The following is a 16,240-nucleotide window of genomic DNA, read 5'->3' on the forward strand; positions in this document are numbered from 1 at the left end:
CAATTATTCAGGCAAACCTAAAACTATACCCATTCCCCATCAAGCAATACTTCCCCGCTTCCTTGCTTCCTTATAGGAAGTTCCCACATTTTTCAAACCAGCCTTAATCATTTGCCTTTCCAAAAGTGAGAAAAAACGAGTTTTATCGCCACCCCTCACCACCGCCTGATTATGGGCTTCCGCAATTGCCACAGGATAGCCGTATCCTTTTTGTACCTGTGCCAAAGTCAATCCTAAAGCTTGATTAAATAATTTTGTATCTTCTGTCACCCATTTAGGTATTTCGATTCGGGCAATTTCCGTACCTACATGGAGATAACAAAAGTAGATTTGCTGGTCTTGATACAAATCAAGAATCTTGGCATTACTCTGCCAGAGAGGACCACGCTGTCCTGGCTGAAGTTGAGTAGCCCAGAGGGCACTATCGCGGAGCGGGTCAAATACTTTACAAGGGACTTTATCGAGTTGATTAGGGCAAAAACTAACACAATCGGGGACAGGATGCGTACATGCTGCCAGACGTAAAAAATTTGTCGCTTCCACATTCCGGGAAGCACTTAGATATCCCATCAAAGGTACTTTTGCAGCTTTCATTTGTCCCCAAGCTTCCAAAATCGGAGGTAGGATTGTTTCTCTGGCTTCCAGGGGAAGTTGTTCCAGGAACCAGTAAATTAATGAACCATCCACCATTGCTAAAGTCGGGATTTGCGGAATCTTATTTTCTGTATTTTCTACAGCTTCTTTTCCCCTTTCCCCCTGCTCCCGAACTACTTGACAGGATAACTCCGCTAAAACAGTTGCTTCACTAGCAGTACGCAGGAAACTCATCCATTCTTCGGTGCGAATACCCCACTTCCGTGATGCATACAAGTCTTCAGGACGGTAAAATACCTCTGGCAAGCTATCAAGAAGAGGGTGTTTATTTTGTCCATAATGTAATACAATTCTCCCAATATTAATCAGATAACAATAGGCAATTTCGTGGTGGTTAGGTGCGATTTGCGAACCATCCGTAGCGATAACAGTATGCACTTTTGGAGGCACCGGAATATCAATACGAGTATTTAAAGGTTCAAGTGGTGTAGCATTAGCAAAGAGAATGCGATCGCGCCATTTATCTTGTTTCTCTACTATTTCATCTTGGCGGATAAATGCATCTTGGAGATGTTTCTGAGCCAATTCTAACCGCTTTTGACTGGCGATCGCTTCTTGTGTTAAATGTTGACTTAATCCTTGAATTTGCCTTGTGAGCTTTGTTAAATCAAGCATAATATTTTCAGTTATAAGTTTTCATTGCTCTAGTTGTTTAATCTGAGAATATACTAAATTACTAACTCATTATTACGTAGCTTTAGCTGCTCCCATTAAATGTTCTCAAAGAGGATAAAGAATTATTATCTATAAATTTCCCCTGTTTCTCTGTCATCCAGGAGTATTGAGTCATGACTAAATACTTTCCTTTAGAAAATGGAATATATGAAGTCAAACCAGGAATGGTTCGCTTTGGTTCTGACTTTGGCAATGGTATCGCTGATAGACAAGTATTTCAATTCGATGATCAATTTCCTGATTATCGTAGCGTAAAGATGCGATCGCGAGCCGAAAAATTAAGCAAATATTATCAAACTCATAACTATTCCCCTCCTCTTGCTACGGCTGTTGCTCGTCTCATTATCTCTCGTCTCACCCTCGAACACCCCGAATACTTTCAACTGGAAAATCAACTTGAGAATTTCACCAATAGTAATTTTGCTTTAAATTGCAAATTAACTCAAGAAAAGCTATATTTCGATGCCAATTACCAACTTCAACAAGTCGAGATGTCAGCAAAATCAGTTTCCCCAGCTTATATTTCCACACTCGACGCATTAGCCGCACAAGTACAGGAAGATATTACAGTTATTTGTTGCACCACTAATGATTTTAACTGGGTAAGTGCAATTCATTTGTGTTTTCCCAATCATTGGTCAGCAGCAGATAAAATAGGTAAAGATTTTGCAAGAATTCATGAATCCGTCGCCGGAATGGAGAAAATTAACCAACGGGGAAAAGCAATTGTCAACACCATGATTACCCGTGAACCAATGGTGCGATTTGCTTGGGGATTAAGTACCGATACTCACCTTAACCACCACCCAGAAACATCTCCAAATCTCCAAATTCCAGCATCTCAAAGTCGAAAATTTGATATTCATAACCCCCAGTTGTATCTGAGAATTGAACGTCAAGTAATTTGGGGTTTACCCGAATGTGATGCAGCTATTTTTACAATTCGCACCTATTTTCAAGATGTTGCCAAAATCAAACAAGATATAGCAAGGCGACACAAACTTATTTCGGCAATTCAGTCAATGACTCAAAACTCCTTGATTTATAAAGGTTTGCTGACAAGTCGAGATGATATTTTGCGATGGTTACAAGATGGAGATGATATCAAGTCCTGATAATTTTTTCTCATGAATGAATTTTTCTTTGCTTCCCACTCAATGATAAATATGGAAATGCGATGCTATATCGTTTCTGCAAAATCTGGCAACACATAAAATAAGTCTCTGTGTCTCTAAGTCTCCGTATCAGTCTTAATCATAAGTATTCAACCGGACATGATATCATTTCACCCTTACCAAAAACTGCCTCCCGCAATCCTTGCAGATATATCGTTGTTTTTCATGCCTAAATCCATTTTTCGATAAGTTTCGAGAATCACATTGCGGACAACTCATCATTACCTTATCATTACTTTTCTCCCCATCATAAGGACGCAGGTAAGCAATCAATAATTGTTCGATTTGCTCAAATATTTCTTCTCGATGGGCTTCTGAACTGCGTAAAGCAACCACAATCAGGGCATTTGCCGCTTGTACACAAACCTCCGCAATCAAATTACATTGTTGTTGAGTGAGTGCCGGGTTTCTGGCTTTGAGTAAATTTGCTTGGAAATCTATTCCCTGTTGCGTCAAACTATCGTCGATGCGTTGAAATATCGCCTTGGAAGTAAAATATTGAATAAATAGTAACCTTGACGTGGGTTCGTCAAATACTTCTTTGTAAATTGCTACCATTGTTTTGATAAATTCCTCGAATGGTAGTTCGATGATGTTGAGATTGCTAATTTTTGCCCAAGCTGCGCCAACTCGTTCCAGATGACGCAATTCTAAAGCTTGAAAAATCGCCAATTTATCGGGAAAAAACTGATATACAGAACCAATCGCTGTATCCGCACAATGTGCGATCGCATTCATTGTCGCACCTTCAAATCCCACCTCATCAAATACTTTCACAGCTGCCTTTAAAATGCGATCGACTCTTTCTTGACTTCGTTTTTGCTTGGGTTGACGACGCATTTTTGGGTTTTCGGATGCTGGGTTCATGGGATTTGAGATTTTGACATTTAATAAGTATTTCTTATATTACATATAAGTTCTTGACAAACATGAGGATTAACTCATATTTTAGATAGAGACGAATTATTAATCATATTTCCAGGACTTACCTGCAAACAGCAAATTTCGTTGTTGCTAACATTCCCCGTTAATATTCCCGTAGGGTAGTAAAGCAATTACTAGCCCTGATTTATCGTCACAGGTTCTAATTTTAAATCTTGCACAACACATCTGAAAATGATGCTGCGATTTTCTCAATAGAAAGTCGCCCAGTTTCCGGCTCAATTTCATAATTTTGAAAATCAGGAGGAAATTAAATGTCGATGTTAGAAGGTGCCCCTTGGTTATTAGCACACACATCAATGTTAACAGTAAATAAACCTTTTAAAGCATCACTTTACAGTCAAGATTATGTATTATGGAAAGATATAAAAGGTAATATTAGCGCTTTAAAAAATGCCTGTCCTCACATGGGTGCAATGCTTTCCGAAGGTTGGTGTGAGGAGAAAGCAGATAAATCTAGTGTTGTCGTTTGTCCATTTCATGCACTAGAATTTGACAGCGAAGGCTGTACAATTTTACCTAGTTCTCAAAAGAAAAGCTTACCACAACTAGACAAACTTGATTTAATGATTCAAGATGATTTTATATGGAGTTATGGATGTAAAGAGCCAAAACAGCCCATACCAAATATTTTGAATGAAATTGCCGCTGGATATGAATTTATTGGTTACACAGCAGATACAAGTATTGAATGTGATTTGATGTCGTTACTTTTGAATATGCATGATTATAACCATCAAAATGGTACACATCGATCCCTATTTAAAATTCAAGCAGTTAATTTCCATCAATTCATAGATAACGGACATCATTCCCATGCTTATTTTAGTATGCCTGTAGCTCTAACTGATTTCAAGGATAAAATCAATAATCCCGGTTTATTTCTATTCCCCAAAGTGCTGAATGCTCATTTAGAAAACTATTTTCCATCACTTGTTATTCTTCATGGTGAAACGGGTGCAGGTTTATTTAAGCAAATTCATTTATTTATCCCAGAGTCACCAACAAAATCACGTACTTACTGCCTGCTATTTGGATTAGCAAAACATCCAATATTTAACTTACTAAAATACAAATTTCTGGACTTAGCTAAAGTTGTCATTGAACAAGACTCTCATATTTTAAGCAAGATTTATGCCAATACTCCTCAGAAAATCAAGTTAAATAATGAAGTGGGAATGGATTGGGTACGGCGTAACTTTAATAATTATCCTCAAGTTATTGAACCAAATTTATCTAAATATCAATTAGAACAGTAATTTTCAGGACACTTAATTGTGCCACTAGTATTTGGACACATCTCATGTATACTCTGACGTAGAAACACAGTATAAGCCATACTTTAAAACTAACCAAAACAAACGATAAAAAATCTGTAAGTAATTTCCCCATGCAGCTATTAGAAACTTGCCAAACAAATTACCTGCTATTGACAGCACTCGACAACTTAATTGATTTACTCCAACTTCCATTTATGCAACGTGCAGTAGCAGGAGCAATCTTGATGGGGATACTCGGAGGGCTGTTAGGTAGTTTCGTTACCCTGCGTCATTTATCCTTTTTCAGTCACGCAGTCGGGCATGCAGCTTTAGTTGGCATCGCATTGGGCGTACTCTTACAAATCAATCCCACCTGGATGTTACTGCCCTTTACCCTAGTATTTGGCTTAGTAGTTATCTATTTTGTAGACAAAACAGATTTAGCAAGCGATAGCATTCTCAGCATTGCCTTATCAGGAGCCTTAGCAATAGGTTTAATCTTGAGCAGTTTAATTCAAGGCTATCGCGGTAATCTCATGAGTGTCCTCTTCGGTGATATTCTGGCAATCGATACTACAGACTTGACACTAACCCTACTTTTACTCCTAGGGAGCGGCATCTTCTTATTATCTACCCTGCGATCGCAAATTTTGCTCACCCTAAATCCTGCCGTTGCCAAAGTCCAAGGCATTCCCGTGCAATTATATCGCTACAGTTTCATTGTTTTGCTTTCACTTGCAGTGGCGATCGCAATTAAAGCAGTTGGCATATTACTCGTAAATGCCTTCCTTGTTATCCCTGCATCAACTGCCAAAGTCATGACACATTACTTTAGTCATTTCTTAATCATGTCAATTATAATTGGCTCAACCACAAGCATAGCAGGTATTACAGCCTCAGTATTGTTTAAACTAGCCTCCGGTCCAAGTATTGTCATTGTTCAATTTATTACCTTTCTGCTTGTGTTTAGTTGGATCAAATTAACAATCAAACCTCTATAAGAGGATGTTTTAAAAGTGGGGGCTATTGTAAGAAAACTCACAAGGTTTAAGCTGAAAGATTGAAGATATCAGCACCTTGTGAGCCAGGGCTATTTCATTAGTCCAAGAAATAGCCACACTCTACACAGCCTTTTTCAATCACCAGCTTTCACCTTTACCAGAACTTCCCATTCAGTATGCAGACTTTGCAGTTTGGCAGCGACAATATGTAACAGCAGAATTACTGAAAACTCAACTGTCTTACTGGCAAAAGCGGCTAGAAAATGCGCCCTTAATCGATTTACCTACAGATTATCCTCGTCCAACCATTCTTACCTATCAAGGTGCGACAAAATCCTTTTTGCTGTCGGAGTCTCTAAGTACAGGTCTCAAGGCGATCGCTCAACAAGAAGGTGTCACCCTGTTTATGGTTTTCCTGACAGCCTTTAAAGTTCTACTACATCGCTACAGTCAGCAAGATGACATTGTAAGTGGTTATTGAAAATTAATTACATATTCTTATCCAAAATTCACTAGTATATATTCAACCGAACTAACTAAGTTTTCCCAAGAAAAATATGCATCTATTCCTAGCCAACAATATTTAATAAAACGCCATAAAATCTCAATAATATTTAATTCTGGAGAATACTTAGGCAAAAAGAAAATAGTTAAGTTTTTTGATAACCATTCTTTTTGCTTATTGAGAATCTGATTACTTGTATGAATCGATGCATTATCTATAACTAATACAGTTGGCTCTGTTTGTTTATCACAGAAATTATCAATACAAGCGATAAGAATGTCGCTATTAATATTACATCCAAATAAATAAGTTTCTAAATCATTTTTTCTATTCAAAAAAACTACAACATTTAAACGTGGACTTTTTTCCGATTTGACAGTAATTTGGTCTCCTTTCTCTTGCCACGCATAAGGAACATAAGAACTTAATAAGAATCCGGATTCATCGACATAAACTGCGTTCACGAAGTGGCTCCGACAGGAGGAGTATCGCATTCTTGAGAAATCCTAATAATGATCGCCAGTAACAGAAAATTCTCACAAAAAAAATAATATAAATTTTATGGACAACGATAACGATAAAAATGTTTGGTGGTCAATTCGCAAAAAAGCAATTGCTTACGGTAAAAGAAGTCTGGAATGGAATGCAAAAACTAATTCTTTACCTCCATTATATTTCACTGATTCTATAAACCTTAAGCAAATTGCTCTCAGTTCTGAATCGGATAATTCTTCAAAAAAGTCCGCTTGATTTAAAGCCTCAATTATATAAATATCTTCTTCACTTTTAGACTCACGAACGCTCTTGTGTTGTTCGTGAATTTTTATTTGATACTCTGTTTCTGCAATCGTAGAATTAATCAAATTATTTTTTGGAAGAGTTTGTAATGTTGCTAACTGATGTTTTAAGGCAAGTAATTCTTCAGAAGTTTCTATTTGCTTCGCTATTGTTGAACTATTAACTGCATCCAAGATACTTTCAGCAAATTTAATTAATTCCCCAATAGTTATTTTTTTTACAATTGATGCCGAAATTTGCTTACTATTATTACAAACAGATTTTCCAAATTTTTTATATTTTATACACTGGAATCTTAAAGAATTATTACTTTCTTTTGAACCCCCACCAGTTTTAGACATACCAGCGCCACATATCCCACAACGGAATAACCCAGCTAAAAAATGTGTTTTAAATTTGGCAGGGTCTTTTTTATGTAAAAAGGATGTAAGTTTTGATAATTCTTCGTATTGCTGTTGAGTAATTAAAGCTTCATGTGTCCCGTAATGCTTTTCTGTTTCTCCTGTCTTTAATTTGTAAAATGTATGTCCCCGAAGTGCGGGATTATGCAACCACTTGAGAATACTAGTAGGATACATTTTAATACTATGTTTCTCCACTAACCACCGAGAAAGAGATGTGAAGGAATTTTCATAAAGCCTGTGAATTATTTCTTTTGCGATCGCCCAATTGGTAGGGTGCGGAGTACATTTTGAATTTTCATCTTTAGTATACCCAAATGGTGGCTTACCAAAGTATTTGAGATTGGAACGAAAATACTCAGTTCCAAAGGAAACTCTTTCAGACAGCAATCGACTTTCAAATTCTGCTAACCCTGCAATATTATTAATCGTTAGCCACCCAAAAGCAGAATTCGTATTCCCTAGCGGGGAATCTAGAATTGTTAGTTTTACTCCTACTTTTTGCAGTGTTTCTATTGTCCTGTGGATACTAATAACATTTCTTCCAAGTCGATCTAAGCGCGTAACAATTATCTCGGTTGCTACTCCATTTTTGGCAAGGTTTATTAATTGGTTAAAATTCTTCCGCGTATCTTTTCTTCCAGACTCGATATCGTATAGGATTTTTTCAGCACCAGCTTTTTCTAATCTATTAATTTGCTGATCGAGGGCTTCTGTATCTGCTTGATGACGAGTAGAGACACGAGCATAACCTATACGCATAGAGGTTTTTCGAGATATTTCATGGATGGAATTAATGTTACCACATTATATTTATAATCCATCTTTTGGAAGACGTACTTTTCTTTAATCCCTGAAGCGATTAAGTCAGGTTTCTTAGCTTTGACAAATTCTTCAAATTCATAAGCGGTAACATCATCATAAATGATGGTCGCATTATCAATGTAGTCAGTAGTACGTTTGTAATCGTCATTGTGTGCAAACTCGTAACCAGTACCAACAACCTTGATACCCAAGTCTTCAAACGCAGGCACAACGTGACGAGGACGCAAACCACCGACATAAAGCATAACGGTGTTACCTTCCAAACGGGGACGGTATTTCTTCAGCACCGCATCCATTGTTGGTTGGTATTTAGCGATAACTTTCTCAGCGTTAGCTTTGATTTTGTCATCGAATTTAGCAGCAATTTCACGCAACGAAGCTGCAATTTTGTGAGGTCCGAAGAAGTTAAATTCCATCCAAGGTAATCCGTATGATTCTTCCAAACTACGACAGATGTAGTTCATGGAACGGTAGCAGTGGATCAAAACTAACTTAGCTGCGGGTCCTTGGATCAATTCGTTGATTGTACCATCACCAGACCATTGGGACGCATCACTACGTGCTATAATCAACGGTTGTGTGGCTGGGTTATCATGGTAAAAGTGTATGGTTATGCACGGGTTTCCACAAGCGAGCAGGCGATTGAGTACGATGCATTAAACCAGCAGGTTAAGAGATTAAGAGATGCTGGGGCAGAAGAAGTATTGATCGACATTGAGTCGGGGCGTAGTGATGCGAGAAGGCAATTTAATGAGTTAGTGAGATTAGTTAAGCGTGGGACAGTACGGGAGGTAATAATAACCCGGATCGACAGGCTGGCGAGGAGCCTAATAACCATCGCTAGAACGATCGAACTGATGAACGAGCATAATGTTAAGCTTCGCGTTCTCGATGCCCCAGTTGATGCTTCTTCATCGTTTGGCTGGTACTCCATCCAACAGATGGGGGCACTTGCTGAATTTGAAAGCAGATTGTTGAGCGAGCGTACCCGTCATGGGATGAACTATTTTCGAGAGCAGCGCAATCTACAAAAAGCGCCTTTCGGATATTTATTAGTTGATGGCAAGCTCGTTGTCGATGATAGCAAACGCCAGTTTTGTCGGGAAACAATTAAGTTATTACTAGATGGATGCAGCTATAACCACGTCTCCGAATATTTGTTATCAAAATATGGGGTTAAATTCTCCTCTAGTGGTATTCGCCATTGGATCGATAATCCGGGAATTGTTGGGCATACCCGGTATTTTACCGATATGGAGCATCGCCGCAATCCCAAAAATCCCAGGGCACCCATCATTTATCGAGACACCCACGAAGCGATCGCGACCGAATCAGAGATTGCCGAAATTAAAAGACTAGCCAAGCAAGGAGGACGAAAACGACACCCCAGAGATAAAGCGTACCCACTTAAAAGTCAGCTACGTTGTGCGGAATGTGGGGGTGGGATGCACCGTACCATTTACAAATTTAAGCGCGAAGAGGGGCGGGAGACTCATTACACTCGATGTAACAAGCACTTTCGCAACAAGTTGGAATGCTTGAATGGGACAAACCATCGACTAGAAAGTATCAAAAAACAAGTTATTGATGCTTTGATAGCCCGCGCAGGGCAATTGCTCGTAGAGACTAGCCACATTGAGGAAGAAAAATCAGAATCCGATATGTTAATTGAACTGCGTAACCAGCTATCTGGGCTTGAGGGGTTAGGAAACAATCCAGCCATATTGGCAGCCATCCAGGACGTTAAAAATCAAATTCTGGCGGAAGAAAACAGGCAAAAGTATCCGCCGAGGATTGACGGAGATTCACACAAGCTACTCAACTCCTACCGTCAAGCAACATTCTGGGGGTCGCTATCCGATGATGAGTTGGCTTCTGTACTTAAATCCTTGGTATCAAACGTTTCGGTCGATTCCAACTCATCCATCACTGCCATCGATTGGCTATTTTGATCCAAATGGGTGCGATCATAGTAGGCGATCGCGAGCTTGCGAAGTAGTTTTAACCCTTCAATTCGTGACATAACTTATCTGTGGCGATCTAACTTAGTTTATTTAGTGGTTGAAAATTTTTCTGTTAGTGATGGACGGATGTTCTTCCGTTCGTTTTTTTAAATAGCGCTATGTGCAAATCATTTGATGCATAGAGCCATAACAACCTGGGCAATCAATGTTTTGGTTCAGCGAGAAAATGATTGAGGAATGACTGAAATAAGAAAAAGCGAGCAAGAAAGGAGCATCAAAGAAATATAATGATGTTGCGATCGAAAACCCCAAAATCTAAGCAGATAAATCAGAGCAAAATTGCTAAAGCAACGTATCTTCGTTGACCATCTTGAAAGGGGTAGTCCTAATTTATTAACTCTGGATACCCACTCCATAACTATTTACCCATTTGGCAAAAATCTCATCCCGCCCATCTTTAGGTTCGACAAATTCATACACCCGTTCCCGCTTCCCCCTACTTCCCAATCGTCCCACATAGGACAAACTCAACCCCAATTTATCTAACAGGGTGTGAACAATTGCCATCGGAGTCATCCCCTCAGACACGGAAATCCCCAAGTAATTTTTAATAATGTACCGATTCTCAACAGCTACCTGCTTAAGTTTCAGTAACGCTGCATCGGAACCACGAAACATCACCCCAGGAGCTGCGTGTTGACTCGCGAGCAGTGAACCCATTGATGTGGAAGCGTTTCCCACAGTTCCAACTCCAGAACTTCTCACCCAAATATGGCGATCGACATTTTCTCGCAATCTTGCCAACATCTGCCGTACCGAGTTCGCAGACTGGACTCCTTGGAATATTCCCCACACTGCTTGGAAATGACCTTGAATATCAATCGATACTCCGGTTTCCAGACTTGGGGAAGCAATTACTAAGTCATACTCAGTGAGGATTTGATTAAGGTTCGCAATGCAACCATAAGCAGGGTGATTGGGGTCAGAAACAGACTCGCTGTCGATTCGCAAAATCTTCAAATCTGGGAATTTGCGACGAAACCTTTCTTCCAATGCTTGGGTTCCCCACTTCGATTTTGCCTTCTGAGCAGAACAAAGTAGCAGATGGGAAGATGCAGTATGAGATTCGTCTTGTTCATTACTCTTGGACTCGTCTCCTGGAGTTAGAGTTTGTTTACTTGCAGCAATCGCTTTATCCAGTGATACGACTAAATCCTTGGGATTAGAACCTTTGTAGATGTAGCACTTACCAGCTTGCGGCTGGTAATCGTTGACAATGATGAATGGTTTTACCTGAATCTCTCCAGCCAAAGATAGTACGTAATCAACATCACAATCCGACACATCAGCACTAGCAAGATAAATCTTTCCTTCCGGACTACCCAATACATTTTGAATCAGTAGCTTGAGATTTTTTAATACGGCAACGCGACGTTTTGCAACTTCAGTTCCCGAATTGAGGAGATGCCAAAATACCTGGTCACATTCATCAATAATTACCGTATCATTGTGCCAATCATTGGGATTGAATCGAGCTTGACTTTGATGATGTAGAGAGTCGATACAGACTCCATAACCGAGCAAATCACCAGTTCCAGAATCACGAACTTCCGTGACGTAATTCACTCCAAACCGTTTACATAACGCCTCTCCCAGTTGAATTCGATGGGTAATTGTAGCGAACTGCAAACATCGGGAGATGAAACTGCAAACAAGCCAATTTTGAAACCACTGTCTTCTGCAAATAAGGGGGGTCTCAAAACCACATTAAGTGCAAATGAAACCACATTATTTGCAACCAAACCACATTAACTGCAAATAAGCTGTAACCCTTATATTCGGGTGTTTTTAGAAAAACAGCCCTAAAAGTGTCCAAGTTATACGAACTTTTTAAACGGACAAATGTGTCTATTTATTTATATATATAGCCTTTCCTAGGCTACTGAGGTACGCATAAACCTTTCTAACTAAGAATAAGCCGCTAAAATGTACTTCACTAGGTTGGGAAGCGCTATAAACTGGACACAAATAAAACAAAAAAATCTGAACGAGGTATTCTTCATTTTTGACGAATATTAGAACGAGTCTATTGAATCAAATTGCATCACCATACAAAGGAATTCCAATTTTCAACATCTGGTCTCTCAAATCTTCCGTTCGACCAGGAGGCAATTGGGCGTGCAAAAAAGAATTCACCTCACTTACTCGTATATTTAATAACTCAGCTAACACCTTAAAATTATACCCATACCGAATTAAGCGAGGTTCTAAATCATCAAGCCCAATAGCCAAAACGGCTTCGAGTATATCAACGGTAACAGGCTTGGTAGCAGTGTTATAAGCCTTCTCAAAGCATAAACGTAAGTAATGTTCGATTTGTAACGGGGTCGTCAATCGTTTTGCTAAAGATGAAACTGCTTCATCCGTAATCAAATCTTCGGGTATACATTCATCGTGAATACACTCACCCAATAGCCATTTTATATACTCCGCCTGATGACCTCGAATACCTTCCAAACTAAACACGTTTGTCCTCGCACCAATTTCTTCCAACGATGGTCGGTGCAAATCATTTTTCAGTTTGGGATGTCCGATGAGAACTACGGATAAAGTACAACCATTCTGCCGTACCAATTCAATCAAGCGCTTAACTTTGACCAAAGTGCTGTGATGGAGGTCGTGGGCTTCATCTACGAATAGCACTACGGTTTTACGGCATTTTTGAATCAACGCTAATAATTTTCGTTCCCTTTGTTCCGGTTGAGTTGGTGGTTTTCCATCCCTCTCCGTACTTAAATCGCAAAACAAAGCAGTCATTAAAACACCTAAATTGACCTTATCTTTGTCAACTGCAAGCTAAAAGTGCATTTGTTAGGTCGCAAAACACCTATTCGTTCTTTAAATCCCCGTGAAGTTGTTCAAGAAATTTATGGTTGGCTTCTCAGCTTATTAATTTAGTTAATGCTATTCGACCATTAAGTTTATGTACTAACAATATAGATAATTTTATTAAACGCTCGGCTTATGAAATTGGCTATGATTTAGGAAAACGTTTAGGGGAAGAAGAGTATTTGCCTACGCTACAAGATGCAATTACACTTTATCATAGCGGATTGATTTCTAAATTAAGTACAGATATGAAAACATTAGTTTATGTTTGTACAAATACTTTACAAAATATTACTCCAGGAATAGAATTTTCTGTACAGAGTTTTGAGATTCATCTTCGTTCTTCTGCCCGTTTAGCAGCTTATTATGCTGTCGTACAACTTTATTTACGTGCCTCTGGCATAACACCAGAGAAAATAATAGCAAAACTCGGTCAAGAATTTTATGATTCTTTAATGACAACTGTCGGGATTACATTAAGCTTCAAATATGTTCAAAAAAATATTCAATCTTTGAATATTTTTGAGTGGATTGAAGATACAGCACAAAAAGTAGAGAGTAAAATAAATTCATCTACATTTCGGAATGAATTTATAGTAAATCGCATATTCGATATTGCCAAGTACAAACAAAATGAAATCAAAGCCGCACTTGCGATCGCAGTAAAATGGGAAAAAGAACTTAAAAACATAGCAGCTTTACAATATAGTATTGATAATATAAATGCTGCAATAGAAAAAGCAGAGAAGGACTATGACTTAGTTAAAGCCGCAGAGCTAAAATATACTCAATTAACTAAATTAGAGAAAGAATTACTGAAGTTAGAAGATGACGTTAAACTTAAAGTAATTGAATATATGACTGAATTAAAATTCGATAATAGCGATGAGCTAACAGCTTTCAATTGTATGAGCAAAAGAAGCAAGGAAGAAAAAGGTAAAAAGTCAAATCAGCTAGAATCAACTAGAATTAATCAACCAGAAACTATTGTTAATCCTGCTGTCGTAGAAATTCGTAACCCTGTTCAAGCAGAAAAAATTGATTCTGATCATATTTTTACAAGTTTGCAATATTATATTTCTGGTTTGTGCGATATCTCACTAGAAGATATAAAGCTGGAGTCAACAGTATTTTTGGGAGATTATGCCAATATTAAAGCTAGTAATTCCGGCATTTGGAGTGGTTCCTATTCAAATGACAATATGGAAATATATGATGCCCTAAAAAATTCATTTAATATGGATGTTTTGGATGGAGTAGAACTATTAAATTTTATTGAACAGGAATTTGACATAGATATTCCTCTCGAACACTATGGTAAAGTTTTCAAATTAGAAGAAGTTGTAAATATCATTATTCAAGTTTTGGCAATTTAATGTAAAATAAACATGCATAATACGTCAAATAATTGTGTTCTAAAAAATATCCTAGCTCACAGCATAATCTGTAAACTGCCTCATAAAGGGAGACTGAAACCCTAAAACAATATCCTCTTTGGGTACTCCAGCAGCCACCAAATTTGCTGCTATATCATCCTCTGTTCCATTCCATTGCAGCCAAATTTTTTCGTCTTTAATGTCAATGTGGATGATACAACTGTGTACCCATTCTTGCCCCTCCCAACCTACATGGACAATTTGGTAATGGTCATGCTCTTTATCAAAAATCTTTTCAACTTCAATGTTTCCATAAGCAGGTTTTTGTTCACCATAGGGTTGTAATATTTGTTGTACAATCTGGCGATATCTGGTTACTTTTTCCATGCAAAAACCACCTCATTTTCTACATCATAAATAACCATCTTTACTCGATTCTCCTCAACCATAGCTTGGGGAAAATCAAGTTGAAAAAATGTTCTGTAAGTTGTCAAAGGTACTGCTAAATATAAAATACGTTCTGGCTCTCGTCGCTTTAATGCACCCCTATAATTGATAAACTGTCCTAATGCGGTATGAAATTCCGAGATTGCAGACGACCTCTCCAAAAAACTTTTGACTTCGACGGCAATTTTCTCTCCTTCTCGTTCTGCTGCAATCAGCTTTTCTGCTGCAAAATCAATAGAAATATTTATACCACCTACGCTAATTGAAAGCGGGTCGTGAGTTATCTGCCAACCATCTTTCTGTAGAGCTTTTTTGACAACTTCATGAAAGATATCTTTAGCAGACATACGCGATCGCAATTATATTTCCTAATTTTATATTAGCTCATAACATCACTTCATAACTTATTCCTAACCAAACCTATTTTTTATACTCCTCCAAAGTCCCTAATTTTCGTATTTCTGGCCAGATATAACCAGCCGCGATCGCAACTACAATTGTCCCAATACCCCCACCAACAACGGTAATCACGGGACCCAAAAATGCCGCAGCTAAACCTGATTCAAAACCCCCCAATTCGTTCGATGCGCTAATAAATACACTGTTAATTGCCGCAACTCGACCGCGTAAATTGTCGGGTGTGCGAATTTGTACCAGGGTATGGCGAATAACTACGCTAATGGCATCCAAAGCACCGCTTAAAGCTAACATCAGCAATGACAGCCAATACCACCGGGACAAGCCAAAAATAATTGTCACCACTCCAAAACCAATTACCGACCATAACAAGGCTTTGCCAGCTTTACGTAACGGTGGTAAATGTGCCAAACTCACCGCCATAATTAAGGCACCAATGGAAGGTGCAGCTTGTAAACATCCCAATTCAAATGGTCCCACCCGCAAAATATCCTTGGCAAAGATGGGTAATAAAGCTACCGCACCCCCCAGTAATATAGCGAACATATCTAAACTAATTGCCGCTAAAATTAGTTGGTTTTTCCAGACAAATGCCGCCCCTGCTGCTAGTGCTTTCAGGGAAATCGGTTCTTTGGAGGGGGTGAATTTGGGTTCAGAAATAGTTGCCATTAAAATCAAACACAGCAATCCGGCAAATCCAGCCAGCACATATACACCCGTCGCACCACCCAAAAGCGCGATCGCAAATCCTCCTAATGCGGGTCCCACCACCGAGGCAATTTGAAAGCTACTACTATTCCAAGTTGCGGCATTGGTAAACACGTTTACAGGTATTAACTGAAACATCAGTGCATCACTAGCAGGTTTGAGGAATGCTTTGGCAATACCTGTTAATACCAGAATTATGTAAAA

General features: G+C 38.7%; 15 protein-coding genes and 1 pseudogene. 6 read left to right on the forward strand and 10 right to left on the reverse strand.

The genetic code is table 11. The features are described 5' to 3' along the window. Positions 1 to 39 precede the first annotated feature (39 nt). Positions 40 to 1,269: a DNA double-strand break repair nuclease NurA gene (locus tag VB733_RS18685; protein ID WP_323341568.1), complete on the reverse strand. Its 1,230-nt coding sequence runs from the start codon at positions 1,267 to 1,269 to the stop codon at positions 40 to 42. Positions 1,270 to 1,442: 173 nt separating this feature from the next. Between VB733_RS18685 and VB733_RS18690 the strand changes: the two genes are divergently transcribed. Beyond that, positions 1,443 to 2,444 (forward strand): DUF3445 domain-containing protein, encoded by a 1,002-nt coding sequence (locus tag VB733_RS18690; protein ID WP_323341569.1) that lies wholly within the window; start codon positions 1,443 to 1,445, stop codon positions 2,442 to 2,444. Positions 2,445 to 2,609: 165 nt separating this feature from the next. On the opposite strand, the gene VB733_RS18695 is transcribed toward VB733_RS18690, so the two are convergent. Further along, on the reverse strand, positions 2,610 to 3,371 hold the full coding sequence (locus tag VB733_RS18695) for a transposase-like zinc-binding domain-containing protein (RefSeq protein WP_323341570.1): 762 nt from the start codon (positions 3,369 to 3,371) through the stop codon (positions 2,610 to 2,612). Between the two features lie 329 nt (positions 3,372 to 3,700). On the opposite strand from VB733_RS18695, the gene VB733_RS18700 reads away from it, so the two are divergent. The 3 genes from VB733_RS18700 (at position 3,701) to VB733_RS18710 (ending at position 6,187) form a co-directional block, all read left to right on the forward strand. Further along, positions 3,701 to 4,705, forward strand: coding sequence for a Rieske 2Fe-2S domain-containing protein (locus VB733_RS18700; protein ID WP_323341571.1), 1,005 nt, complete (start codon positions 3,701 to 3,703; stop codon positions 4,703 to 4,705). Between the two features lie 131 nt (positions 4,706 to 4,836). Continuing rightward, positions 4,837 to 5,706, forward strand: coding sequence for a metal ABC transporter permease (locus VB733_RS18705; RefSeq protein WP_323341572.1), 870 nt, complete (start codon positions 4,837 to 4,839; stop codon positions 5,704 to 5,706). Positions 5,707 to 5,815: 109 nt separating this feature from the next. After that, the gene (locus VB733_RS18710; protein ID WP_323341582.1) at positions 5,816 to 6,187 is read left to right on the forward strand and encodes a condensation domain-containing protein; all 372 of its coding nucleotides are present in this window, start codon (positions 5,816 to 5,818) and stop codon (positions 6,185 to 6,187) included. Between the two features lie 17 nt (positions 6,188 to 6,204). On the opposite strand, the gene VB733_RS18715 is transcribed toward VB733_RS18710, so the two are convergent. From VB733_RS18715 to VB733_RS18725, 3 genes and pseudogenes are all read right to left on the reverse strand, one after another. After that, a complete protein-coding gene (locus tag VB733_RS18715; RefSeq protein ID WP_323341573.1) occupies positions 6,205 to 6,675 on the reverse strand; it encodes an IS630 family transposase in 471 nt (156 codons plus the stop codon). Positions 6,676 to 6,828: 153 nt separating this feature from the next. Beyond that, the gene (gene xisF / locus VB733_RS18720) at positions 6,829 to 8,172 is read right to left on the reverse strand and encodes a fdxN element excision recombinase XisF (RefSeq protein ID WP_323341574.1); all 1,344 of its coding nucleotides are present in this window, start codon (positions 8,170 to 8,172) and stop codon (positions 6,829 to 6,831) included. Then, a pseudogene (locus VB733_RS18725) lies at positions 8,163 to 8,783 on the reverse strand (nitrogenase component 1); the annotation flags it as partial. The gene xisF (VB733_RS18720) and the pseudogene VB733_RS18725, both read right to left, overlap by 10 nt. Before the next feature lie 45 nt (positions 8,784 to 8,828). On the opposite strand from VB733_RS18725, the gene xisF (VB733_RS18730) reads away from it, so the two are divergent. Continuing rightward, positions 8,829 to 10,187 carry a fdxN element excision recombinase XisF gene (gene xisF / locus VB733_RS18730; RefSeq protein WP_323341575.1) on the forward strand — a complete coding sequence of 453 codons (1,359 nt, stop codon included), beginning with the start codon at positions 8,829 to 8,831 and terminating at the stop codon, positions 10,185 to 10,187. Positions 10,188 to 10,592: 405 nt separating this feature from the next. Here the strand turns inward: xisF (VB733_RS18730) and VB733_RS18735 are convergent, their stop codons facing one another. Then, the gene (locus VB733_RS18735) at positions 10,593 to 11,945 is read right to left on the reverse strand and encodes a plasmid replication protein, CyRepA1 family (RefSeq protein ID WP_323341583.1); all 1,353 of its coding nucleotides are present in this window, start codon (positions 11,943 to 11,945) and stop codon (positions 10,593 to 10,595) included. 348 nt (positions 11,946 to 12,293) lie between these two features. Continuing rightward, positions 12,294 to 13,016 (reverse strand): AAA family ATPase, encoded by a 723-nt coding sequence (locus VB733_RS18740; RefSeq protein WP_323341576.1) that lies wholly within the window; start codon positions 13,014 to 13,016, stop codon positions 12,294 to 12,296. A 116-nt stretch (positions 13,017 to 13,132) separates the two neighbouring features. On the opposite strand from VB733_RS18740, the gene VB733_RS18745 reads away from it, so the two are divergent. Beyond that, complete coding sequence (locus VB733_RS18745; protein ID WP_323341577.1) at positions 13,133 to 14,464, forward strand: hypothetical protein; 1,332 nt, start codon at positions 13,133 to 13,135, stop codon at positions 14,462 to 14,464. A gap of 51 nt (positions 14,465 to 14,515) precedes the next feature. Here the strand turns inward: VB733_RS18745 and VB733_RS18750 are convergent, their stop codons facing one another. From VB733_RS18750 to VB733_RS18760, 3 genes are all read right to left on the reverse strand, one after another. Beyond that, positions 14,516 to 14,851, reverse strand: coding sequence for a XisI protein (locus tag VB733_RS18750; RefSeq protein WP_323341578.1), 336 nt, complete (start codon positions 14,849 to 14,851; stop codon positions 14,516 to 14,518). Next, a complete protein-coding gene (locus VB733_RS18755; protein WP_323341579.1) occupies positions 14,839 to 15,258 on the reverse strand; it encodes a XisH family protein in 420 nt (139 codons plus the stop codon). Before VB733_RS18755 ends, VB733_RS18750 begins: the two co-directional genes overlap by 13 nt. Before the next feature lie 73 nt (positions 15,259 to 15,331). After that, the coding region (locus tag VB733_RS18760) for an MFS transporter (protein WP_323341580.1) at positions 15,332 to 16,240 on the reverse strand (909 nt) is incomplete at its 5' end.

Origin of the sequence: Calothrix sp. UHCC 0171 (assembly GCF_034931845.1) — a bacterium.
Lineage (GTDB): Bacteria > Cyanobacteriota > Cyanobacteriia > Cyanobacteriales > Nostocaceae > Brunnivagina.

Bases quoted from the DNA above. Each gene is read 5' to 3' on its own strand.
- VB733_RS18685 (WP_323341568.1), bottom strand. From the start codon at position 1,269: ATGCTTGATTTAACAAAGCTCACAAGGCAAATTCAAGGATTAAGTCAA.
- xisF (WP_323341574.1), bottom strand. From the start codon at position 8,172: ATGCGTATAGGTTATGCTCGTGTCTCTACTCGTCATCAAGCAGATACA.
- VB733_RS18700 (WP_323341571.1), top strand. From the start codon at position 3,701: ATGTCGATGTTAGAAGGTGCCCCTTGGTTATTAGCACACACATCAATG.
- VB733_RS18695 (WP_323341570.1), bottom strand. From the start codon at position 3,371: ATGAACCCAGCATCCGAAAACCCAAAAATGCGTCGTCAACCCAAGCAA.
- VB733_RS18705 (WP_323341572.1), top strand. From the start codon at position 4,837: ATGCAGCTATTAGAAACTTGCCAAACAAATTACCTGCTATTGACAGCA.
- VB733_RS18740 (WP_323341576.1), bottom strand. From the start codon at position 13,016: ATGACTGCTTTGTTTTGCGATTTAAGTACGGAGAGGGATGGAAAACCA.
- VB733_RS18755 (WP_323341579.1), bottom strand. From the start codon at position 15,258: ATGTCTGCTAAAGATATCTTTCATGAAGTTGTCAAAAAAGCTCTACAG.
- VB733_RS18690 (WP_323341569.1), top strand. From the start codon at position 1,443: ATGACTAAATACTTTCCTTTAGAAAATGGAATATATGAAGTCAAACCA.
- xisF (WP_323341575.1), top strand. From the start codon at position 8,829: ATGGTAAAAGTGTATGGTTATGCACGGGTTTCCACAAGCGAGCAGGCG.
- VB733_RS18750 (WP_323341578.1), bottom strand. From the start codon at position 14,851: ATGGAAAAAGTAACCAGATATCGCCAGATTGTACAACAAATATTACAA.